The sequence below is a fragment of the Kothea flammea genome (assembly GCF_052161645.1).
Lineage (GTDB): Bacteria > Planctomycetota > Planctomycetia > Pirellulales > Pirellulaceae > Laterigemmans.
This window is the reverse complement of sequence record NZ_CP197414.1, coordinates 45,910-69,707: the sequence shown is the minus strand read 5'-3', so window position 1 is coordinate 69,707 and position 23,798 is coordinate 45,910. Positions and strand designations below refer to the sequence as shown.

Sequence of the window (23,798 nt, the reverse complement as noted above, 5' to 3'; positions counted from 1 at the left end):
AGCCGAATAACCGCGATCAAACACCGACCACCGCGACAACTAGCAGGTGAGTTAGTCGTCGCTGGATTCGCCCACGGCGGGTGAGTCCACTTCCTCGTCGTCAAGCTTTTTCGCCTGGAAATCGTTTTTCGCTGCGATCGCCTGGCGAACGATTGCTTCCAGCGCACGGGCACGTTGCTGCGCAGCCGGATCCGACTGGGCAATGGATCCCAACAACACGAAGGCTTCGAGCAGCTGCTCTAAGTTTTCCTGTTGGTCGGAGGGGAGAACGTTCAATAGCAACTCCTCTCCTGCAGCGCCGTGCGGCCAACCCGCTTGACGCAAGATAATCTCATCTCCGTGGTCCAACAGCAGATCGTTAATCCAGATCGAAGCTTGTTGATCGTGCAAACTGTGCATCAAGGCCAGCATCGATGGTCGCCCGGTCTCAGCATCCGAAAAATTGGGCGGTGGTTGCCAGGCCTCTGGAAACTGCTCGCGCCCATGGCGCTCCAGCTGGGCCACCGCCTCCGCAAATTCGCCCGCGACCAACAACCGATTCACCACTTCGGCGCGCCACAAAGGGGGTTGAAATTTGCTGCAACCGACACCCAACAAAACCAGGACCAAAACTGGTACCACCCACAATTGTCTCGCGATCCGGTTGGAGTCTGTCGTGATGCTCAGGCATTGTTCATGGCGAGAGGGAAGCAGTTCGGAATAGGCAAATAACACCAACACCGGCAAGGCTGCGTAGAAAATGATTGACGCCACATTATTTTGATAGGCGTAAAGCATCGCTTGCGTATCGGTCATGCGGATCCCACCCATGATGCTGACCATCGGCAAAATCGCTGACACCAGAAAGTAAAACGCGATCGCCATGCAGGGAATCAGCACCCACACCAGCGACCGCCAAAAAGCAATCGCATAGATAATGGAAACCACGCGAGAGAAGAGCAAGACTCGCCAAATTGAAACGATTGACAAAGCTGTTAAATTACATCTTAAACTCTCAATTTCGCTGGCCATGGTCTCGATTGGAAATGCGTACAGCCACGCGAGTGGCGCGGTCAACCAATAACCAGTCAGAAAGATTTTATAATGACGAATGCGCGGCATCTCGCGACGACCGGCGATCCACAAAGACCCTTGCACCATCAAGTAAAGGATTGTGCACAGGATGAATGACGCAGCAAATGAGCCCAGCAGATCCCAAGGTTTGTGCGCCAAACTGATCGCGTCATATTCGCGAGCTAACGAGGCGGTGAAGACCAGCAGGGCCGCCAATGCCAAGCTTTGCCGAGATTGCAGCAAACGCTCGATCGAGCCGCGAATCCCCAAAAGAAAACCGACTAAATCGAGCACCCCGACGGATCCCGTCGAAGCATTGCCAGACGTTTGAGCACGATCGTTCATTTGGAGTTTCTTGCCCGGATCTAGTTTCAGTACTTTTCGCCTGCAACCAAACGGTGGCTAGCGCCAAAACCGCCAACTGCCCCCCTGACAGAACCACTAGCGGTTATCTTGACTCACCATTTGTCTCTTGCCACCACCATCAACTATGATCACAGTACGGTTTTTGCGGGTGTGGGTGACCACCTCGAGCCCTGACACGGCTATTTTCACGACTGCGGCCAGTACGCATCTTCCTTTGTACGCGGGATTCTAACCGATGTGGACACGATATATCATGACCTGCTTGCCGCTCGTGGTGATCGCATCACAATTGGCTTTTCTGCCGCAACTGGCCGCTCAAGAGCCCCAACGAATGACGCTCAGCTCGCCGGGCCAGCATGCCGTCATGGGTGAAGCCGAAAAATTACGGGTGGCCATTCCACTGTTTGCGCACGCATTGACGGCCGACGAGGCGATTGAAACCCTGCGAAAGCGCAAACAAACGGCTCGCGAGCGATGCTTGGCGCTGCAAGCTGACCCGGATTCGATTGAATTTAGCGGCGTCACTGTCGAGCATTCGGAATTGTTGCAGAACAACAGCTATGCAATGCTGCAAAGAATCAACGGCCGCAATGGCAACCAGCTCGATATTGACGAGCTGCCGACCCTGATCACGGCTCGCGTAGACATGGTCATCGACTGGACACTGCCGCAAACTGACGAAGAGGCCTTGGTAGCCTTTGCCGAATACCTGCTGCGTGAGTTAAAAACGCCCGACATCACGGGCGAACAAGAGCGTCCGGAATTCCCCGCCCGCGTGGAAGAGGCGCTGGAAGCGGCCCGCACTCAAGCCGCCGTCTATTCCAGCCGCACCAACCGCCCCAGCCTGGATGAAATCCGTTACGCCTTCGTGGCTAAGGTCACTCCCGAAATGATCAAGGCGGCTCATCAGAAAGCTTTCAAAGAGGCTGAAGCGTCCATCACGGCGATGGCTGAGGCAGCAGGTTTTCAGTTGGAAAAAATGCTTTCCATGAGCAGCAATAGTACAACCAGCTCCGCCACCTACAGCAGCTCCGCGAGCAGCCGCAACCGCAACCGCCGCGATCTGCTGGTGGCTAAAGATCAAGAGATCATCGGCACATCGGCTAGCGAACTACCATATTCCATCCGCATCCATCTACAGTACTCGGTGATCAGTCAATAAAACAGTTTTCGCTGGCCGCGGTTCCCGTTAGCCGCTTCGGCGATAGCCGCGGTTCCCGCATTGAACCAAACTCCTCGCGTGCAACAAACGGTGGCTAGCGCCAAAACCGCTAACAGTTCATTTCTCGCTCCTAGATAATCATTGCAAAGTATGAGATTTCTAACCAGCCTGCTTGCCATTTGGCTTAGCTACGGCTTTGTCGTCAACATCACTTGCCTGGCTCAACAACCCGCTGACACGGTGATCATTGGTCAGCATATAATTACGCTCGATGATGACTCGCCTGCTGCGACCGCGGTGGCGATCCGAGATCAGCGAATTGTGGCGGTCACCGATCGCGATCAAATCGGAACTTGGATCGGTCCGCAGACCCAACGCATCCAATTGACCGCTGAGCAAACCTTGCTGCCAGGGTTGATCGAATCGCACGGGCACTTTCTCGGGCTGGGCCAGTCGCTGATGATGCTAGATTTGCGCACCCAAGAAACCTGGGAAGAGATCGTCGCCGATGTGGCGGCGGCGGCTGAAAAACTGCCGGCGGGAAGCTGGATTATTGGCCGCGGTTGGCACCAGTCGAAATGGAAATCGCCTCCCGTTCCCGAGTTTGATGGCTATCCGGTCCATGAAACCCTCAGCCGCGCCGTCCCCGATCATCCTGTTTTGCTGACGCACGCCAGCGGTCACGCTTGTTTCGCAAACCTCGCCGCCATGCGTATCGCCGGCGTCACTGATGCCACGGAAGATCCTCCCGGCGGCGAAATTGGTCGTGACTCGGCCGGCAAGGCGACTGGACTCTTTCGTGAACGGGCAGCCGGGCTGATCCAAGCCGCCCAAAGTCGCACCGAACGGATGCTGACCAACGACCAACGCCAAGCCACCCTCGAGCGTGCCATCGAGTTAGCCGTGGAGGAATGTCATCGCCACGGGATCACCAGTTTTCATGATGCGGGAAGCAGCTTTGAGGTTGCCGCCAATCTGCGACAACTATCAGAACAAGGCAAACTACCGGTTCGTATGTACGTCATGATTCGCGATTCCAACGATCGTTTACGGGGCAACTTGGCAACCGCTCGAGTCGTCGGCGCGGCGGACGGGTTCTTTACAGTTAGATCCATTAAGAAAAGCATTGACGGAGCGCTTGGACCACATGGCGCATGGCTGCTATCCCCATATGAAGATCTCATCAGCAGCGTCGGCTTGGCCACTCTACCAATGGAAGATGTTCACGAAGCGATCCAACTGGCGATCCAACATGACTATCAAGTTTGCATTCACGCCATTGGCGATCGAGCTAATCGCGAAGTTCTTGATCGTTATCAGCAAGCACTTCCGCTGGAACGACTACGGGAATCTCGTTGGCGAATTGAGCATGCACAACACCTGGATCCGGTCGACGTGCCCCGCTTTGGTCAATTGGGAGTCATTGCCGCCATCCAAGGTATCCACTGCACCAGCGACGCGCCCTTTGTGGCGCAACGCTTGGGATATCGCAGAGCGGCCAGCGGAGCCTATGTTTGGCGAGACCTGATCGACAGCGGTGCCCTGCTCTGCAACGGCACCGACGCGCCGGTCGAACCTTTGAACCCCTTCCCCAGTCTTTACGCCAGTGTGTCCCGGCGTTTGGCCAACGGAAGCGAATTTTTCCCCGAACAAAGCATGACCCTTGACGAAGCACTTCGCAGCTACACCCTCAACGGCGCCTACGCAGCGTTCGAGGAAGATCAAAAAGGGTCGCTTACCGTGGGCAAACTTGCCGATATGATCATCATTGATCGCGACCTTCGCGACATCCCCGTTACGGAGATTCCTCAAACTCAAGTTGTGACCACGATCATTGGCGGCAAGATTGTCTATCAAAAATAGTAATGAAATTGCCGCCCGTATGCGGCGGATCGAAACGCTCAACCTGAGTATTCCCGAAGAACTGCCAATCGCTGGCCATGCGGATGCAATTACAACGTTGCTGCGAGAACGTCGCACGCTGGTCGTCTCCGGTGAGACGGGCAGCGGCAAGAGCACTCAGCTGCCTAAAATCTGCTTAGCGGCCGGTTTGGGGCGCACGGGGCTGATCGGCCACACGCAACCCCGAAGATTGGCTGCCCGCTCGATCGCCGCGCGGCTCGCGGATGAACTGGGAACGACCACCGGCAGCACCGTTGGCTTTAAAATTCGCTTTACCGACCAAACCAAAGCGGAAACCTTGGTCAAACTGATGACCGATGGGATCCTGCTAGCGGAAACCCAGCGCGATCGCCAGTTAAAAGCTTACGACGCAATCATCGTCGACGAAGCCCACGAACGGTCGCTGAATATCGACTTTCTGCTCGGCTATCTGAGTCGTCTCCGCCAGCAACGTGGCGACCTCCGCACGATCATCACCAGTGCCACGATCGATGCCGAACGCTTCGCGGAACACTTTGCCGATGAACAAGGCCCCGCCCCTATCGTCGTCGTCGAAGGACGCTCATTTCCGGTGGAGATGCGATATCGGACTTGGGAAGATGTCGCCGGCACCGACGAGGATGGCCTGCCACGCTCTTACGACCTATCGCGACACGTGGCCGCAGGAATCGACGAGGCAATGGCCTGCGGCGGCGGTGATGTGCTGGTTTTTTTGCCAACCGAGCGCGACATTCGTGAAGTCTCACACCACTACGGTGGCCACCTACGTCGTCAAGGCCGTGGCGGACATGTTGAAGTGTTACCTCTCTACGCGCGGCTACCGCAAGCCGAACAACATAAGATTTTTAACCCCAGTGGCCAACAGCGACGGGTCGTCTTCGCCACCAATGTTGCTGAATCGTCGCTGACCGTTCCCGGTATTCGCTATGTTGTCGACGCGGGGACCGCCCGCATCAGTCGCTACAGCCCGCGAAGCAAAGTTCAACGATTACCGATCGAAGCCATCAGTCAAGCCAGCGCGAGGCAACGCGCGGGCCGTTGCGGACGAGTCGCTCCCGGGGTCTGCGTCCGACTTTACGCGGAACAAGACTTTGAGTCGCGTGAACCTTATACCACGCCTGAGATCCGACGCACTAATTTAGCTGCGGTGATCTTACAAACCAAAGTTTTAAAATTAGGACCGGTCGATAAATTCCCCTTCATGGATCCCCCGCGGCCAGATGCCATTCGCGAAGGCTATCGGACGCTGTTTGAAATTGGCGCCCTTGACGAGCAAAAACGGTTGACCGACATCGGTCGACAATTAGGTCGCATGCCCGTCGATCCCCGCGTGGGCCGAATCATTCTGGCTGGCCATGAACATGGTGTGTTGCCAGAAATTCTCGTGATCGCGGCTGCCCTGGAAATTCAAGATCCACGCGAACGGCCCCCCGAAAAACGTCAAGCTGCCGACGAAGCGCAAACGATCTTTCAAGATCCCAAAAGCGATTTCCTTAGTCTCCTGCGGCTTTGGAAGTTCTATCACCAACAGCGCGAGAATCTCAGCCGCAACCGCTTGGAAAAAGCTTGCCGCAGCCGCTTTCTCTCACCCACTCGGCTTCGCGAATGGGCCGATGTTTATCGTCAGCTCCGCGAACTGGCTGGCTCCCTGGAGCCCCGCTCTCAAGGGCAACCAAATAAACGATCCGCCCCCATCGGCCAACCGCGCATCGATGTCAATTGGGATGATGCCGAACAAGCGATTCTCAATGAAGATCGCTATCGCTCAATCCATCAAGCGTTGCTGGCCGGTTTGCTCAGCGGCGCGGCGATGCGCGGTGACAAACATGAGTACACCGGAGTCGGGGGACTGAAACTTTCGCTGTGGCCCGGTTCGGGCGTGTTCGGGGCCAAGCCCAAATGGATCGTCGCCGCCGAACTATTGGAAACCTCCAAACAGTACGCCCGCTGCGTGGCGAGCATCCAGCCCGAGTGGCTGGAAATCGTCGGCCAACACCTCGTCAAACGAACTTACAGCGATCCACACTGGAGCGATCGCCAAGGAGGCGCTTTTTGCTATGAACGAGTCAGCCTATTCGGTTTGCCGGTCGTCAGTGGTCGACGCGTTCCCTTGTCGCCGATCGATCCAACAACCTCTCGGGAATTATTAATCGAACAAGGCTTGGTGGAAAGAAAGCTGCCCACCCGAGCCCGCTGCGTCACGCATAACCGCCGACTGCGAGACGCGATCAGTGACCTGGCGGCCAAAACTCGCAGCCGCGACTTGGTGATTGATGACTTTACCATCTTGCACTTCTATCAAGATCGCTTGCCCCCCGATGTGCTCGACCGGGCCACGCTGGAACGCTGGGACCGCGATCTACCAATCCCCGCCTGGAGCAAACAACTGGGCGATGCCGATCGTCTCTCACGCTGGTTGGAATCGCCTCCCAGCAGCGATACTGGCGGCGATACTTGCCGGGATACTCCCTACATGCGTCCGGAGGATCTTTTGCGTGGGGAGGCCACGCCGCTGGAGCCGACTGCTTTCCCCAGCGCTTTGGACATCGGACAAACGCAATTGCCCTTGGATTATCGCTTTGAGCCGGGTGCCGAGGATGATGGCATCACGGTTACGGTTCCCCAAGCCGCACTCTCACAAATTTCCGATCATCGCCTCGGCTGGTTGGTCCCCGGTTTATTAGAAGAGAAAATCGCCGCCCTCATCAAAGCGCTCCCCAAACGCATCCGCCGAAACCTGGTTCCCGCCGCGGAAACAGCGTCGCGTGTCCGCGGCGAGTTGCACGAGGCTGCCGGCCAACTGCCCTTTATGCCCAGCCTCTGCGAAGCGCTATCTCGACATGCCGAAATGTCGATCCAAGAAACCGACTTTGACCAAACCAAACTGTCCCCTCATTACCGATTCCACGTGCGAGTCGTCGATGATGCAGGCCGCTCGGTGGCCAGCGGGCGAAGCATTGGCGAAGTTCGCTCACAATTGAATCTCGATCCAGAATCCACTCCCCAAGCCGCCACCGATCACGTCGAACAACGCGACGCTGATCTTGATCGTGATGGGATGAAAGATTTTGAAATCGATGAGCTGCCCGGGGAAGTGGTCCGCCAACGCGGCGGGGTTCAGGTCGCCCAATACCCCGCGCTGATCGATCGTGGGGAAAGTGTTGATGTTCGCGTCTTCGCCGATCGCGGGGCGGCGGAAATTGCCACTCGCCAAGGCTTGATGCGATTATTTGCCATCACCGAACGCAAAGAGCTGCGCGGCCAAGTGCGGTGGCTGCCGGAGGTTGAGCGAAGTCGCTTGCTAATGGCCCACGCCGTGCCCAACGATCAATTCAATTCGCAATTAACCGACCTGATCGCCCGCCGGGCTTTTGTCGATGGCGAACCACTGGTGCGGACACCGGCTGCGTTTAATGCTAAACGCCAAGAACGAGGGCGGCGAATCGCAATCGCCACGCAAGACGTGGCGACTTGGCTTCCCAAATTGGCAACCGCCATTCACGCCGTCCGCGTCGTGCTGGAAAGCGCTCAAGCCCCTGCGCTCAAAGCGGCTATTGCCGATGTCAACGAACAACTTGAACGATTACTGCTACCAGGCTTTATGCAAACGACGCCCTGGGAATGGCTGCAACACTATCCGCGTTACTTTGCCGCCGTCGAATATCGCTTGGATAAAGTCCGCAGTGGTGCGGCGAATAAAGATCGCGAGTTGACAGCCACAGTCGACGATCTTTGGCGAGGCTATCTGGGAATGCTGGAAAACGATCAAGCTGATCAAGGAAAAGCCGCCGAAGTGCGTTGGTTGATCGAGGAACTCAGGGTCAGTCTGTTCGCTCAACCACTCGGCACGGCGGTCAAAGTCTCACCCACTCGAATCGAGAAAATGCTGAAAGGTTAACGAATCGACGGTTGGCTCAAACCTAACACCTTTGAATTAGATACCGAGTTTCCAAAATCGGCAAACCGATCAAGCTGCCAGACAACCTGTTTAGTTTTGGGATCAATTTCGATCAATAAGGGTTGGTCAGGACCGGCGTGACAGTTTCCAATCATATAGTTGCCGCTGGGCAGCACTTCCAAAGTCGTCACCCAGGCAAGCGTAATCCCGGGCAGTTCATGTTGGGTCAATTGCCAAACAATTTCTTTTTGAGGAGTCACTTCCAACACGCTGTGCCCATTACCGGTGGAGATCAACGTGTTCCCACTCGGCAACCGCAGCGCGGCGAACGCCTTGTTGCCAAACGCCCCTGGGCCGTGTCCGCCGGCAGCTACCTTTCCAAACATGGGTACTTCAAATTCCCACACAACTTGACCCGATTGTCCATCATACTCGCGAATCGCGCCATCTCCCTCGTGACATGCCAAGTAGTTCCCAGTGCTAAGTTTTCGCACCAAACGAGTGTCAGTGTGTGGATGCGGATTGTCAACTTTCAATGGTACGGTTTTGAGAATTTCGCCCGCGCGGTTAACTTCGATAATTCGCCGAGTGGTGGTCTCGACAATCATCACGTTCCCGTCATCCAGCGGTTGGCAAGCGTGTACCTCCACGTTCTTGCCGGCATTCCCGTTGGCTTGCCGGGCATCATACCGCCAGACAACTTCTTTACTCTGACGATCAATCTCGACTACCCCGGCGGGTCCCTCGAGCACTAAAAAGTTACCGTTGGGCAACTCGTGACAATCATGAATTCCTCCCCAGGGGCGCTCCCAACTGATTGAGCCATCTTCAGCCAGCACGACTAGACGCCCGTTGCCCTGCAATAAAATCGAATGACCAGCCAAACTGGTGTGCGTCACCGACAATGTGGTTACGAGCCAGACAGCGCAAAATACCGTTCGAAATATCGACATGAGACCAGCATATTCGTGGGAAGCGTGAAAATGGACCCTGTCCAGGATAATTGCTCAGAGCCGCCAACACGAGGTCCCCCGAAAAACTGGCAATCAATCAACCGACCAGCACTCAAAGTTTGCTGCGGACGATAAACTAGAACAGCCTCAATTCGACCTTTCCGCTACTCGCCCAATTTCCTTGAGCCATCATGACATTTGCAGCTACCGATTTGTTTGACCTGGACGCCACCATTGCGACCCTCGCCAAGCAGTTGCAGATTTCCGACTCCCAAGCCAAAGCGGCAATCGAACTGCTGCAAGCGGGCAATACCATTCCGTTTATCGCCCGATATCGCAAGGAAGCCACCCAGGGACTCGACGAAATCGCCTTGCGGGGGGTGGAAGACGGGCTAGAGAAAGCACAAGCGTTGGCAGCCCGCAAAGCCACCGTCTTAAAATCGATCGCGGAACAAGAAAAACTCTCTGACGCGTTGCGGGCGAGCATTGAGAGCACTACCGACTTGCAGTCACTGGAAGCGATCTACCTGCCCTTCAAACCAAAACGCAAAACCCGCGCCTCGGTGGCCCGCGAAGCGGGTCTTGGTCCACTGGCCGAAGTCTTGCAAAAACAACTCAATCTGACTTGCCCTAAACATGAACTGCTGACCAAATTCGTCTCCGCCGAGCGAGGTGTTCCCGACCCGGATGCCGCCTTACAGGGGGCACTCGACATCGTTGCCGAAGTCTGGGCCGATGATCTCAATACCCGCCAAGCACTAACCGAACAAGCACATCGATTTGGCCAAGTTGGCTCCAAAGTTAAACGCGGAAAAAAGAGCGACGACAGCAAATTTCAACTCTATTTCGACCATCACGAGTCAATCGCCCGAGCGCCATCCCATCGTCTGTTGGCTATGTTCCGAGGTGAAGCGGAAGGAGTCCTGAAAATTTCCCTGCAGCTTGATGACCAGCGCGTTATTAATGATCTCCGTCGCAAATTGCTGAGAAATCAACGCTTTGAGTTTTACACCGAACTGGGCAACACTATTGAAGATTGTTACCAACGTCTTCTATTACCCACCATCCAATCCACCGTCTTCCAAACACTGAAAGAACGGGCTGATGAAGAGGCCATCAAGGTCTTTGGCAAAAACCTTCACGAACTGCTAATGGCGCCCCCAGCTGGACCTCGTGTGACCATCGGCATTGATCCGGGATTTCGCACGGGCTGCAAAGTAGCAGTCGTCGACGGCACGGGCAAATTTCTCAACAACGCCACCATTTATCCCACGCCACCCCGCAGCGATCATGAGGGCGCATCAAAGATATTGTTAGATTTAATCAAACGATATCAAGTCGAATTGATTGCGATCGGCAATGGGACCGCCTCACGCGAAACAGACGCCTTTGTGGGCCAGTTGTTAAAGGACAACGATTTAAAAATCACCAAAGTGATGGTGAGCGAATCGGGGGCTTCGATCTACTCGGCCAGCGAGTTGGCTGCCAAGGAGTTTCCCGATCTTGATATCACGGTGCGGGGAGCGATCAGCATTGCCCGGCGGTTGCAAGATCCGCTATCAGAATTGGTTAAAACGGACCCCAAATCAATTGGTGTCGGCCAATATCAGCACGATGTCAATCAGCCGCTGCTGCGAAAATGCCTTGATCGCGTCGTGGAATCGTGTGTCAACAACGTGGGAGTGGAGTTAAACATGGCCAGCGGACCGCTGCTGGCCCACGTCGCCGGCATTGGCCCAAAGTTGGCCGAGAACATTGTCGCGTATCGTGACCAACATGGCCGTTTTCGCAACCGCCGTGAGTTATTGGACGTACCCAAACTGGGCAAAAAGGCGTTCGAGCAGGCGGCCGGTTTTCTACGCATTCGCGATGGCGATGAACCGCTCGACAATTCCGCCGTGCATCCGGAAAGTTATCCGCTGGTCAGTCAGATGAGCGCCGCCTTAGGGACCAGCGTGGAAGCACTAGTGGGCAATGCGACGCTGAGCCAAAAACTAAATCCGGCTGACTTTGTCACCTCCAAATTTGGACTTCCCACCATCGCTGATATCATCGCTGAACTCGCCAAACCGGGACGTGATCCGCGCGATCAGTTTCGAGTGGCTAGTTTTGATGACAACATAAATACCATCGAAGATCTCAAAGTGGGTCTCATTTTAACGGGTGTGATTACGAATGTCACACACTTTGGTGCTTTCGCCGATATGGGAGTGCACCAAGACGGCTTGATTCACATCTCTCAGTTATCGGATACGTTTGTCAAGGATCCGAATGAAGTCGTAGCGGTGGGAGATATTGTTAAGGTGAAAGTGTTAGAAGTTGATTTACCACGAAAGCGAATTGCTTTAAAAAAGATTTAAGGGTATGGATGAGCGCTGGTGTTTAGCCTTTAGGCGATCAGGACCCAACATGGATGATGCCACTGAATTGGCCAGTTTTCCCAACCAACTAAATCTTCCCCCTGCGCCAGCTGAATTGGCAAGCGAAGCGGCCCGCGCGGTACGACAGGAGTTGCGAGACAGCTCGCGTTGGAAACGGCTCCAATGTCATCATGTCAGCTTGGTCTCAGAACGCGACCGAGGCGCAATTTATTTGCTCCAAATCGACCCAGGTGTGGACTTCGATTGGACCTGGGAAGGGGCAGTGGCATTCTGCCCCCTCGTGCCAAACTCAACGGATAATGATCGTCATCAACACGCTAGCGAGGAGGACCTGTTCGAACACGAAGTTCGCTGGCAGGGCGAGGTCCTTGAAGCTGATCCAATCAACGGATGGTTATACATTTCCGTCGACCTTAATCTGGGTGTCCCAGGCTGTGAACCATTCTATGTCCGTCCATTTGAATTCCTCGCTGCACTGAACCATATCTTCAACAGCCCATCGCTTGTGCACCTGCGCAGCGACCTGCCCGACCGCTTGGCCGCCGCTGCCGGCCACGTTCATCCACTCGTAACTCGCTCCGCAGATGTCGGCCTAGAATCACTGCGACCCTGGTGGCGTCACAGTTGGTCGATCCTCTGGGGCCACCTGGCACGGGAAAAACCTGGACCACGGGACAACAGGTTGCCGCAATCTTGGAGGACCCCCATGAACGTATCCTCGTTGTCTCGACAACAAACCAGGCGACCGATGCAGTCGCCATTTCGATTGGCTCCGCCGCCCTCGATAGATCCACTCGGGAACTACCTACGGGAAAGCTCGTCAGGCTCGGTCGCGGCACGAATATTGAACCATTCAACCGCCTCGAGTTAATGGATATGTTGGGTGGCGCTGATTTGCCACCGCTGCAACGCAATGAGGCCTTGTCCAAGGAATTGGATCGATCGAATGACAGTCTAGAAAAAGCCTTTCTTCGCAGACAGCTATCCGATGTCCGCCAATCCGTTCAGGGCTCCGCCCAAAAATCGTTTCTTGATCGCGACATGCGCGTCGTGGTAACAACGGCATACAAGGCGCTAAATCTATTGCGCAATCAGCAGCTAGCCAAGTTTCTCCGTGCAAATCGAGCCCCTTTCACTACCGTCTTTATTGACGAAGCAGGATTGATTTCACGAGCCGCCGTCGCCGCCCTCTCCTATTTGGCAGCAAGTCGTATTGTTTTGGTCGGCGACTCAAAGCAACTAGCTCCAATCAGTCGCATTGCCAGGCTCCTGCCCACGCGACAGGAAAACTGGTTGGCCAGTAGCGGATTGAGCCATCTGCAAGAGTTCGAGCACAAATCCACAGCCGTGCATCAGTTGAACGAGCAGCGGCGGATGCACCAAGACGTCTGCAAAGTCGTCTCCGACTATCAATATGACGGCCGTCTAATAACGGCTGACGCAGTACGATCCAGATCGACACCCTGCCCGGCTTTTCTAACCACCTATTCCCGCACTATTTGGTTTGTCTTGGACGCAGTTACCCAAGATCTCGCCGCGATTCGCGCTTGTCGCGGACCCAATAACCGCAGCTGGATCCGGCCGATCACGCCAGACTTATTGGAACGCGTAATGCGGATCGACCAATTGCACTCCGCCCGCGGGTTATTTCTCTCCCCATTTACGGCTCAAACACGCGCGATCGCGGAGTGCTTATCCAAGTGGGGATTCACCTCCTGGCAATCGTCAACCGTCCATGCCCAACAAGGCTCCGAGGCGGACATTGTCATCTTCGACACGGTCAATGCCGGCAGCTGCGGTTGGCCCTACGAAGAATGGAAACGTCTGATTAATGTCGGCCTGAGCCGAGCCCGCCAAGGAATCATTCTGCTGGCCAGCCGCGCGGAGATGGACGAACCATTCTTGCGGCCGCTAGTTAGTAATTTGCAGCCAAGCACGCTGACCGGGGAAGGCTCACAGCTATCATGGACCTTAACCTCAAACAGCGACCGCAGCGCTTTGAAAATTCCGCTCGCGAACACCGCTGAAAACAAACCGAATTATGCGTCCGAAGCTTCCACGACCACCTCGTTCGAAGCACGAATCAAAGCTCGACAAAAGTTGCCACCCCTACTATCCCGCGATCAACAACGACTGGTCAACCTCACCCTCGATGGCAAACCCCGTTTGGTACGCGGAGTAGCCGGGAGCGGCAAATCGATGGTCTTGGCTGAATGGTTAGCGCGGACGATAAGAAAGCGGTCTCCACACGAGGAGGGAATAATCTGGGCCGTCTACGCTAATCGCTCGCTCGACAAACTGCTCCGCGAATCGATTGAATCGGCATGGGATAACCTCCATGACCACTCGCTCTTCGAAAGCCCTCCATTCCCTTGGGACAAAGTAAACCTACTACATATAAAAGACGTGTTAAGAGAGTTGCTTCCGTCGATGGAGTTGACGATCGATACATTCGATTTCGACTATGACCGTGCGGCGGCTGAATTCCTCAGTCGCCACGAAAAGAGGCCAATTCAACCTCGTTGCGACTCTCTTTTTGTAGACGAAGCCCAAGATATGGGCCCATCCACACTCAAACTGCTCATGTCTCTAATCAAACAGTCGGACCCGCAAGACACAAATAGTCGTTCGGCCAATATCTTTTATGACAACGCGCAGAATATTTATGGCCGCAAAACGCCCAAGTGGTCAGATTTTGGCCTCGATCTGCGCGGGCGTTCTACAATCCTGCGGGACAGCTTCCGCTCGACGGCTCCAATTCTGGAATTGGCCGCCAACGTGCTGCATCGATTAGCCGGCGACAAAAGGGACGACGAAGCGGAATTGCTACGCCTCAATTTGCTCGAACCTGTCACCCGTAATGGTCAACCCTGGTTACACGTAAACTACAACCAAGTCAGCGGGCCTAAGCCGGCACTGCGACTTTTTCCTGAGCGTGATGACGAATTTAAGGCGAACGCTCGACACTTAATTCATTACATACAACACGAACAAATTTCGCCGCACGATATATGCTTGTTATATAACGGCCCCTCAGTTGCTCAGCAATTGCGAGCTGTCGTGGAGCCCGCCTTGGAAACGATCGGTGTCGAGTTGTCCTTGCAAACGAACCGGTCTTTTCAGCGGCTGGAAAATACCTTGGTGGCGACCACGCCAAACTCGTTCAAGGGATATGAGTCGGAAGTTGTAGTGATCCCAGCGGTCGACCGGTTTGTCAACTCGTCTGACAGAGTCAACGGTTGATGTAGTGGGCTGTCCTTGCCGGAACACCAACACGCGCTGGTGACCAGGCTTTAGTCGCTCAATTGAACTTCACGCCCGGTCCCGATCTGAGTCCTAACGATCGTATCGGCTGTAACGTCATCTTTGCCAACGATTTTTGCGAACCCGAGTTACCTGTCCGACACGGTCCATGGCCGTAAGCAATACCTATGCGGTGGCAATTTACTCGCAAACCGAATTAAAAATCAAACATGGCTGTCGATCGACCAAATACCGAACGTAAAGCGTTGGCTATTAACCTGGACCCTCGACGTTACGGCTCGTTCGCCGAAATTGGCGCTGGACAGGAAGTTGTTCGCTGGTTCTTTCGCGTGGGCGGCGCGGCGGGAACCATCGCGAAAAGCATGTCTGCTTATGATATGGCAGTCAGCGATGCGATTTACGGGGAATGCGATCGATACGTCTGTCGGCAACGCTTGGAAGATATGCTGGAACACGAACACCGGCTGAACCTCGAAAGATTGCGGGAAAGCCGTGGTGATACGACCGCTTTCTTCGCTTTCGCCGATACCGTCTCGGCTCGAAACTTCCACGGCACCAACGATTGCCACGGCTGGATGGGCGTTCGTTTCCAGGCGCACCCACGGGATCAAGACAGCGAAATCATCATCCACGTGCGAATGCTCGACACCGAAAACGCACTGCAACAAGAAGCAATCGGAATCGTCGGCGTCAATTTGCTGTACAGCGCCTTCTTTCTAAATCACGAACCGGAGCAACTGGTCGAATCGCTACTCGACAACCTCAGCACTCGCCGCATCGAAATCGATATGATCGAGTTCTCAGGGATCGCCTTTCGACATGTAGACAACAGAGTGATGAGCCTCCGCTTAGTCCAACTGGGCTTAACTGGCGCGGCGATGTTCTCGGCCAACGGGGATGTTCTACAACCTTCGGAAGTCTTATATAAAAAACCAATTCTGGTAGAACGTGGTAGCTTTCGTCCCTTGACACACGTTAACGTCGATATGCTCCGAGCGGCTCATCAAAAATTCCAGGAAGAATCAGATGTCGAAGCGGACCAGATCGTGTCGCTGGCCGAAATAACGATGCGCAATTTGCAAGCGAACGGCGACATCGACCTGCGAGACTTTCTCGCCAGAGTGGACGTGCTGGCAGCTTGCGGAATGACGGTGATGATTTCCGACTATTTCGAATATTATCGGCTGGCAGCCTATCTGGCTCGCTACACCAAGAAAAAGATTGGGATCACGATGGGCGCGGGAAGCCTTCATGACCTGTTTGATGAAAAATACTATACCTCGCTCGATGGTGGAATTTTAGAATCATTCGGGCGATTATTCAAAAACGATTTGAAACTGTATATCTATCCGTTGCTGGATCGGACAACCGGTGAACTCACGACAGTTGAAAATCTGGCGATAGCCCAAGAAGTTCGAAAACTGTATGAACATTTAGTCGATAAACATTGCATCGAGCAAATTGAAGATTACGACGAACAGCACTTGCAAACCTTCTCCCGCGAGGTCTTAAAGCAGATCCAATCGGGGGAACCGGGCTGGCGCGAGCACGTCCCCCAGGAAGTCGCCGATGTCATTCAGCGACGAGGCTTTTTTGGGTACAAACGCCCCGCCGACTCCAAGGTAGTCACCGCATCACTCGCCCCCACGTCGGGCCTGCAAAGTTTGACACCCCACATTTCGTCAACATAGCGGATTGCTTTTGTAAAACGATTGTCCCCAATCGTTTGCAGCACACCCAAACTGCTGGGACAAACAAGCTTGTTCGTTCAAAGTATTCGCCGCAAGCCCAACTCTTAATCGGCCCCGGCTAATCCAATTCATTTACCGGCTGCTTTTCCTGATCTCCAACGCGATCGGCCTTTTTCTTACGTTCCGACCGAAATGGAGACTTGGTAAACTTCTCACTAGCTTCCAAAAACTGCGATGCTAAGTCTTCCAAACCTGCAGACAGGTTAACAGCGATTTGCTCCCCCGCATTGATCGAAGCAATTAAAGGCTGTAGATCGACCGCTTTTGTCGCTTGTTGCCCCCGCGGAACCACCGCCAAAGTATCCCGCTGACGCACGACATACCACCCGATAGTGACCAGCGACGCAGCGGCAGCAGTGAGCAGCGCAATCTTGAACCGATTCACTTTTGCCGCATGTCCATGAACAGGCTCAACCTTGGCTGGAACCCTAGCTGGGGGCTGATCAAGCAGATTAGCTGTTAACCGCAAACGATTCTCGAGCGCTTGATTGACGGCGATTTGCTTAGCAACATCGGGCTGCGCTTCAATCCATCGCTTCACAACCTGTGGCAATGGCCAATCATCCAAGATCAAGCTAGCTAGTCGTTCTGCATGACTTGATTTCATTTTTCGACCTCAGAAACACCGTCAGGCGTATTGCCTGCGTCTTCTAAATGACGACGCAGGATTGCTCGTGCGCGATACAGCAATACGCGTGTGGTAACTGTCGGTTTCCGTAACACGCTCGCAACTTCACTGACACCCATTTCCTCACCATACCGCAACCAGAGTGCCGCGTGCTGATCGGATGATAGAACTCGCTCGGCAATTTCCCAAATCCGTTCAACTTGATCACGCGTCTCCACGGCGGTGACATGATTATGCTTGCCGGTTGCGATATTGTCCAGACTTTCGCCAGCCAAGATTGGTCGCCGGCGGCGGCGGTGATCCATCGCTGTGCGACGTGCGATGATATAAACCCAAGTCGTAAAACGGTACTGCGGGTCGTAAAACGCTCGCTTCGAGATGACTTTCCAGATTGCCTCCTGCGCAACATCTTCAGGATCGAGCCCTGTGCCGGCAAGTAGCTTCGAGGTAAAGCGCACCAGCCTAGGGTGAAAGTATTGAAACAGCGACGCGTCGTCGGCGAGTTCCCAATCACTTTCACCCTGGAAGGTATTCAGATCGTGAGATTCAGACGGTTCGCTCACAACGGTAGTTCAGCTTCCTCGCGGAGGAAATTGATAATCGTCTGTTCGGGCACTCTAGTTTCTACCGTCACATTCGCCCCCTCCCGCTGGATCTTGATTTGTTTAATCACTGATAACACTTGCTTGGCCGTTTCCTCATCGTCCAACTCTTGGCTGATTTCTTCCTTAAAAAGGGAAACCATGGCGATAACTCCCTGGGCCAATTGCTGCAGTTGATTCGCCTTCTCTTCGTCGTTAGCGGTCAAGCTGATTCTTACCACGAGGTGATTTCCTTCCTCACCAATCGAAACACTCGTTGCTTCCAAAAGATCCACCAGCGCCGCCAGCGGAGTCTCTTCTATCATTTCCTGAGGAGGCGAATGCAGTTGAATATTCGCAAATTGACCTGCGGGCAATGCCACCGACTCGCCCGATTGTGTCCGCAGTTTCTCAAGTAAATCCTCCAGCGATGCTGCGGCAACAATCTGTTTTTCGCCCGTCGGGCTGTTTGCAAAAGCGATAAAGTACGACGCGCGACCGTCGGGACTAAGTGAATGAATTACCCGATCCTCGTGCGTCAACGATTTGTAGCCGGGCACTGCCAGCAACAGCCCTTCTAAGTTACCAGTCGAATTCTTCAATGACAGAACGGCTGTGAGACCATTCAATGGATTTTCAATGTCTAACACGTCAATTGCCAAACGGGCATCTTGCCCAAGTGGATCAAACCCGAGTGCTTCGATCACGGCACTCATCGCCTCGTTGGGATCTTTATCCATTTCTGCAGCGGCTAACTGGGTACCCGCTTGGATCAACAGGCCGCCGATCTTGGATTTCGCAAACCCCTTCAAATCGATTTGCATGGAAACCACCGGGGGTTCCGCAGCAGAGACCGCTTGACTGGGGCATACCAAGCCACACAATGCTAGACAGCCAGCAAATGCACCCACTCGGGCAATCACTCGAAGAGATAAATTCTGAAACACGCGTAGTTGCTCCGCTCAAGGAAATGACTGAAAAGAGACACCGAGATCAACCCTCGAAGGTTCACTTTTCTTCACGGCGTCTCTAGGTTGTACGCAAGGCTAAGTAGTGGCGTTACATTAAACCCCAGAATTTTCGCCGCAGCCATTTCCCCTGTAGATTAAGAATGCGTAGCGAAAGAGCGGCAGCACCGGACGCAAGACAATTGCAATCAATTTCCATCGCGCTCAATACGGATCGGCGGCGGCGACTTGTCCTTGCCCCAAACTTGCAAAACGCTCCCTGACCTCCGAGCTTTCTGTTGGATAGCATCGAAAAAAGTATCTGACGCTCGGGGATTCTCCGCACACCATTGCTCAGCATATTGCATCGCGGCAACATACTGGCGACGCTTTCCCGGATCACGACCGATTTCCTCGGCGCTGCCAGATGGCAACTTGGGTAGATTCGGGTTCCAAGTGGTTTCCAACTCGGCAATGATCGAATTCGCTGCGACCACGTTAGGCTCGGTGATCTCAGCGCCGGCATCGGCAAACCACTGCTCCAACGTCATCTGCCGCCGAGCAGCCACATAGCGAGCCGCCATGGTGGCCACCGCCACATCACTATCAGCACAGGCCCGCAACATGAAACGGTCGACCTCTTCGCTGACAACGTGACAAAGCCCATCGACAACTTGCCGACGCACACCCACGTTGGCATGTTCGCCGGCAGCGAACAGCAACTGGCGAGCCAACCACTGCGACGGGACTGTTGCTGGCTGGGAACGGGGCGGTGACGGAAGTTCCGCTTGAAGCTCACTCAGCTTGAACAAACAATCGACCAACAAGATACCATCGTATTGTAGATCCGTATCTAACAATTGCTTGAGATATGGCAGAGAACGATCGCTGGCAATGGGAGCCAGACTATTAGCCAAGGCTTGCCGAAACTCGCCGTCTTCGCAATCGCGCAAATATTGAATCAGCAATGGCTCGGCAGCTGGACCTAGCGGCCAAAAGACGTTGGGGGTAACGAATTCAGGTGACTTAGCATACTGCCGCTGGCACTTCGCGATCAGTCGATCAAATTTGGCTTGTAACAACTGTGGAGTCGATTGATCAACAACTTCAAACTCAGCCTCGACTTTAATTGCCCCTTTCCAGGACGCATACTTCTCAAAGCGCAATCGCAGCTGGTGCTTACCCAGTTCGTCGACTTCGACCGTTCGAGTTAATGTCACGATCTCGCCAGGGGGCAGTTGGAGGTACTGTTCTTGTGGCTTATTGAGATAGTCATCAAACAGTTCGATTCGCTGTCGCGTATGCTCCGATTTGATGTCGATATCGAATGGCTGTGCGCCATGAAGGAGTCGTTTGGTCTCAAACCGTATCGGTAGATCCCCAATGTTCTTCAGCGTTATCTCAAATTCAAGTGGATCATGACGTAGGTAGACTTGCTTGCTCGTGACGATACCAACCTCAACCGATTCGCTCACAACGGGACGGCTGTCAATCTGATTCGCGGCAAATGAATCTTGGCTGATCGCCAGCTTGTCGAAAGACTTATCCCGTGTAAGCTGCGAAGGTGTGATCCAAAGACAAGTATTCAACAGTGGATACTGAGACTGCTGCCATACCCGGGGAAAATTGCCGACCGCTACTGTTCGAATTCCACCAGCCGCGTCGTGCAATTTAAGCTCGATGCGCCGACTTTGGACTGCGACGATCGTGGGTGCGTTAGGCAGCGTTCCGACATCCGTTGGCAACCAAGCAACCCTGCTACCATCAGGGGAAACAAATATCCGTTCGATCGCAGCGTTCGGTTCCAACAACTCATCTTGATACTTAAGAGCTAAACTGTTGTTGACCACCGCCAAAGAGTACTGCGGTGCTAACGCATTCGATTCTTTGAGATATCTCGCTTGCCAATTAATCTCATATTGGCCTAGCGATCCTAGATGAATCATGGTGGTGCCAGCTGCGGTTCGTGAAAACCACGGCTCGTTTAACTTTGGATTAAGGTCGGGCAATTCGCAGAGGTTCCGAAATTTTTCTGTGGAGAAGGCCAGCGATGTTAGTTCCTGCTTCAACCCAGCGGGTGGCATGGCTCCCACATCATCTGCGTTTGTCCCAGCTGCGATAATCAACAGGTCGTGGTGAGCCCAAACCAGTTTCGGGGCCAGCATTAAAGGCTGAAGACCGCCGCCCAGATGCATCCGATTCGGAAACACTTTCCCGGGACGCTTTACAATTCCATCCGTCGTGGCAAGAACGATGCGGGCTCCTGGAGGATCACCAGCCTGATCGTCACCAAGCTGGTCGTCGTCAGCTGACGCCAGTTCGGTCACGGCGACGCGAGTGCCGTCGGGTGAGACAGCGATCGCAACATCGTCAAGGTTCCATAAACTACCCTTATCGCCACTCGCTGCCAGCGAGCACAGTTCTGCGGATTGCATCGTCGCGAGGTCAATGTGCATCAATGCGTTGCCGCCAAGACGAATCGACGCGTCCGACCGTTCGGTGACTAAAAACAGTTCGTTCTCCACCATGGCCGCGTTGCGAACGGGGGCTTCCGTGATCTTTCGGATCTCTCCTGAGTGCAAATCCACCGCGACTAAGTTTCGTTCATTGAGCGCGATCAAATGACCGCCAAAAGCACCAATGGTGCGGAAATCTGCGCCAAATCTGGGACCCTTGCCGAGTGATTGCGTGGTCACTGTAGGATCGGCAGCCGCGCCCGCTGGAATGTTAGCCAAAATCAGCTCATCACCGTCGAGGATCGTCACTAGGTGCGCTGGTTCATCAACTTCAAACGGGCCGCTCGTCGGCGCCGCTTGATGCCATTCTGAAACAACCAATACCGCCGCGAACAAGAGCAATAATATCACAAACGTCCCAGTGCCGAATCTACTCTTTAAGTGCCAAGACTTAGCGTGTGGTCGTGACCACTGCCGTACGCTGGCAGGCAGTGGTGTTGAAGACGGTTGCTGGACGTGAGCGAGACAGCCTTCCAGTATCTCGGCAACTTGTTCCGCGGAATCAAAGCGGTCGTTTGGCTTTTTAGCGAGTAGTTTCATCACAACTTGTTCCAGCCAATCCGGAATCTTTGGATTGATTTCACGAATCGAACAAGGCGTTTCTTCGATGATTCTGCGAAGGACGGCGTAGCTGGTTGAGCTACGGAACGGTGGGTGGCCAGTGCACAGCGAGTACAAGGCACAACCGAGTCCGAACAGATCGCTCCGCGCGTCGATTGATTCGCCGCGAACTTGTTCGGGGGACATGTAATGGGGAGTCCCCGGATGAAAACCGCTGCGAGTCAGAGTAACCTCGTCGCTTGCGTGAGCAAGCCCAAAGTCGGTGAGCAATGCTCGGTCAACTCCTTCATCCAAGAGGATATTCGCCGGTTTAACATCGCGATGGATCAAACCTTGAGCGTGCGCGGCTGCCAGCCCTTTGGCGATCTGAGTGCCAAGTCGCAACACTTCGCAAGTCTCCAACGGCCCTTCCCGGTCGAGCCGTTGTTGCAGCGACCCGCCAGCGATGTACTTCATCACCAGAAACGGATGTTCCCCTGCGGTTTCAACGTTATGAATCGGAACAACATGATCATCGACCACCGCGGCAGCCGCGCGTGCCTCTCGGGAAAAACGATCGCGTGCCCTTTGGCCGGTGGCCAAGTACGGTGCCAGTAACTTGATCGCAACTGGTCGATTGAGCTCGGTGTCATGAGCTTTAAAGACAACCCCCATCCCACCGCTGCCAATCAAACGTTCCACATCATAACGTCCAATACGCCCCAGCATCTCGGGATGACTGGCAGCTGACAGCATCGATTGCGCCATTGCAGCATCCCAGACTACGGGAAGTCGCCACCGTTGCCGCGCTGTTATCGACTCCACATATAATTCTTTCGCTTGCGAATTTTCTTGCTGACTTTCGCACGACAGCCAGTGTTGCGCCGCCTCCCACTGTTGCATATTTGCAGCAAGATCAGCCAGGCGACTCTGACAAATTTGGCACGATTCCAGATGCCTCGTCACATCCTCACGATAGGCTTCAACGTGATCGTCGGCATTAAGCAGATCATCTAAATCGATTTGTTCACACTTCATCGTCAGATCGCTCTTCGAGAGATTTCACTGCCTCCCGCAGTCGCTTCATGACTCGACTGCGGGCGATGTAGATACTACCGACACTGACACCAAGTTGAGAGGCAACCTGTTGAATGGGTTCGCCGAGAATGGTGGTGCGGTGGAAGGATTGCCAAGTGGTTTCGCTGAATTTGGAGCGAACCAGCTCGGCGGCGCGACCGAAGATCTCACGGCAAATTTCAGCATCAACTTGGCTAGGTATATCCGCTGCCGCTGCGACTTCGTTCATGAGCTGAGCGGCTTCCTCGCCGCCGATTGCCCAAACTCGATGTTTGCGGCGAGTGAGATAGTCGATCGCTTTATTGCGAGCCATCCTAAACAGCCAAGCGCGAAATGGACCGCGATCTTGTCGGTCGATCCAATCGCTGACAGACTGGGCGACTGCGGCCAAGACTTCTTGGACGACGTCATCTGCATCCGCTGCTTGCAAACCCAGATTGCGTGCTGTCCGATAAATTGCGGGAGCGTACAATTCCAAGAATTGATCCCAAGCCGCGACGTTCGCCGGGTCCCGCATCCGCAGGAGCAAGCTAGCTCGCGTTTCGGGAGGGCTCCCTGTCATTTAGCAACCAATCTGAAGGCTGAATTCCGGCAACTTAATGTTTGTCACTGCCAAGAAGACTCAGCTCGCCGGGAAATCTTTCACATGTGTTCCCTGACTTTCAATTTTTCATTGTAGAGCGATTGTCCCCAATCGCTTGCGGGATTGCAAACAGCTGGGACAGCGGTTCTACAATGCAAACAGCTGGGGACAGCAGTTCTACAATATGACCCGCTGT

At 54.2% G+C, this 23,798-nt stretch carries 13 protein-coding genes; 6 read left to right on the top strand and 7 right to left on the bottom strand.

Annotation, left to right across the window (positions count from 1 at the left end; genetic code table 11):
• Positions 1-51 precede the first annotated feature (51 nt).
• Positions 52-1,398, bottom strand: a complete 1,347-nt coding sequence (locus tag SH139x_RS00240; protein ID WP_488353286.1) for a hypothetical protein — start codon at positions 1,396-1,398, stop codon at positions 52-54.
• 256 nt (positions 1,399-1,654) lie between these two features.
• On the opposite strand from SH139x_RS00240, the gene SH139x_RS00235 reads away from it, so the two are divergent.
• From SH139x_RS00235 to hrpA, 3 genes are all read left to right on the top strand, one after another.
• The gene (locus SH139x_RS00235) at positions 1,655-2,581 is read left to right on the top strand and encodes a hypothetical protein (RefSeq protein WP_488353285.1); all 927 of its coding nucleotides are present in this window, start codon (positions 1,655-1,657) and stop codon (positions 2,579-2,581) included.
• A 150-nt stretch (positions 2,582-2,731) separates the two neighbouring features.
• Positions 2,732-4,444 (top strand): amidohydrolase, encoded by a 1,713-nt coding sequence (locus SH139x_RS00230; RefSeq protein WP_488353284.1) that lies wholly within the window; start codon positions 2,732-2,734, stop codon positions 4,442-4,444.
• On the top strand, positions 4,428-8,381 hold the full coding sequence (gene hrpA, locus SH139x_RS00225) for an ATP-dependent RNA helicase HrpA (RefSeq protein ID WP_488353283.1): 3,954 nt from the start codon (positions 4,428-4,430) through the stop codon (positions 8,379-8,381). The genes SH139x_RS00230 and hrpA overlap by 17 nt, the downstream gene beginning before the upstream one ends.
• On the opposite strand, the gene SH139x_RS00220 is transcribed toward hrpA, so the two are convergent.
• A complete protein-coding gene (locus SH139x_RS00220) occupies positions 8,378-9,334 on the bottom strand; it encodes an outer membrane protein assembly factor BamB family protein (protein WP_488353282.1) in 957 nt (318 codons plus the stop codon). The genes hrpA and SH139x_RS00220 overlap by 4 nt on opposite strands.
• 191 nt (positions 9,335-9,525) lie before the next feature.
• Between SH139x_RS00220 and SH139x_RS00215 the strand changes: the two genes are divergently transcribed.
• From SH139x_RS00215 to SH139x_RS00205, 3 genes are all read left to right on the top strand, one after another.
• Entirely contained in the window at positions 9,526-11,694 is a 2,169-nt protein-coding gene (locus SH139x_RS00215; RefSeq protein WP_488353281.1) for a Tex family protein, read from the top strand.
• Positions 11,695-12,327: 633 nt separating this feature from the next.
• Positions 12,328-14,958, top strand: coding sequence for an AAA domain-containing protein (locus SH139x_RS00210; protein ID WP_488353280.1), 2,631 nt, complete (start codon positions 12,328-12,330; stop codon positions 14,956-14,958).
• A 230-nt stretch (positions 14,959-15,188) separates the two neighbouring features.
• Entirely contained in the window at positions 15,189-16,670 is a 1,482-nt protein-coding gene (locus tag SH139x_RS00205) for a TonB-dependent receptor (protein WP_488353279.1), read from the top strand.
• Positions 16,671-16,788: 118 nt separating this feature from the next.
• Here SH139x_RS00205 and SH139x_RS00200 read toward each other — a convergent pair whose 3' ends face one another.
• From SH139x_RS00200 to SH139x_RS00180, 5 genes are all read right to left on the bottom strand, one after another.
• Positions 16,789-17,337, bottom strand: a complete 549-nt coding sequence (locus SH139x_RS00200; protein ID WP_488353278.1) for a hypothetical protein — start codon at positions 17,335-17,337, stop codon at positions 16,789-16,791.
• A complete protein-coding gene (locus tag SH139x_RS00195; RefSeq protein WP_488353277.1) occupies positions 17,334-17,921 on the bottom strand; it encodes an RNA polymerase sigma factor in 588 nt (195 codons plus the stop codon). The genes SH139x_RS00200 and SH139x_RS00195 overlap by 4 nt, the downstream gene beginning before the upstream one ends.
• On the bottom strand, positions 17,918-18,763 hold the full coding sequence (locus SH139x_RS00190) for a hypothetical protein (protein ID WP_488353276.1): 846 nt from the start codon (positions 18,761-18,763) through the stop codon (positions 17,918-17,920). Before SH139x_RS00190 ends, SH139x_RS00195 begins: the two co-directional genes overlap by 4 nt.
• Positions 18,764-19,095: 332 nt before the next feature.
• Positions 19,096-22,980 carry a protein kinase domain-containing protein gene (locus SH139x_RS00185; protein WP_488353275.1) on the bottom strand — a complete coding sequence of 1,295 codons (3,885 nt, stop codon included), beginning with the start codon at positions 22,978-22,980 and terminating at the stop codon, positions 19,096-19,098.
• On the bottom strand, positions 22,970-23,581 hold the full coding sequence (locus tag SH139x_RS00180; RefSeq protein WP_488353274.1) for an RNA polymerase sigma factor: 612 nt from the start codon (positions 23,579-23,581) through the stop codon (positions 22,970-22,972). The genes SH139x_RS00185 and SH139x_RS00180 overlap by 11 nt, the downstream gene beginning before the upstream one ends.
• Between the last annotated feature and the right edge of the window lie 217 nt (positions 23,582-23,798).

What these genes read in the sequence shown, in the direction of transcription:
- SH139x_RS00215 (WP_488353281.1), top strand. Translation starts at nt 9,526, where the DNA reads ATGACATTTGCAGCTACCGATTTGTTTGACCTGGACGCCACCATTGCG.
- SH139x_RS00220 (WP_488353282.1), bottom strand. Translation starts at nt 9,334, where the DNA reads ATGTCGATATTTCGAACGGTATTTTGCGCTGTCTGGCTCGTAACCACA.
- SH139x_RS00200 (WP_488353278.1), bottom strand. Translation starts at nt 17,337, where the DNA reads ATGAAATCAAGTCATGCAGAACGACTAGCTAGCTTGATCTTGGATGAT.
- SH139x_RS00190 (WP_488353276.1), bottom strand. Translation starts at nt 18,763, where the DNA reads ATGCAAATCGATTTGAAGGGGTTTGCGAAATCCAAGATCGGCGGCCTG.
- SH139x_RS00205 (WP_488353279.1), top strand. Translation starts at nt 15,189, where the DNA reads ATGGCTGTCGATCGACCAAATACCGAACGTAAAGCGTTGGCTATTAAC.
- SH139x_RS00185 (WP_488353275.1), bottom strand. Translation starts at nt 22,980, where the DNA reads ATGAAGTGTGAACAAATCGATTTAGATGATCTGCTTAATGCCGACGAT.
- SH139x_RS00235 (WP_488353285.1), top strand. Translation starts at nt 1,655, where the DNA reads ATGTGGACACGATATATCATGACCTGCTTGCCGCTCGTGGTGATCGCA.
- SH139x_RS00180 (WP_488353274.1), bottom strand. Translation starts at nt 23,581, where the DNA reads ATGACAGGGAGCCCTCCCGAAACGCGAGCTAGCTTGCTCCTGCGGATG.
- SH139x_RS00240 (WP_488353286.1), bottom strand. Translation starts at nt 1,398, where the DNA reads ATGAACGATCGTGCTCAAACGTCTGGCAATGCTTCGACGGGATCCGTC.
- SH139x_RS00230 (WP_488353284.1), top strand. Translation starts at nt 2,732, where the DNA reads ATGAGATTTCTAACCAGCCTGCTTGCCATTTGGCTTAGCTACGGCTTT.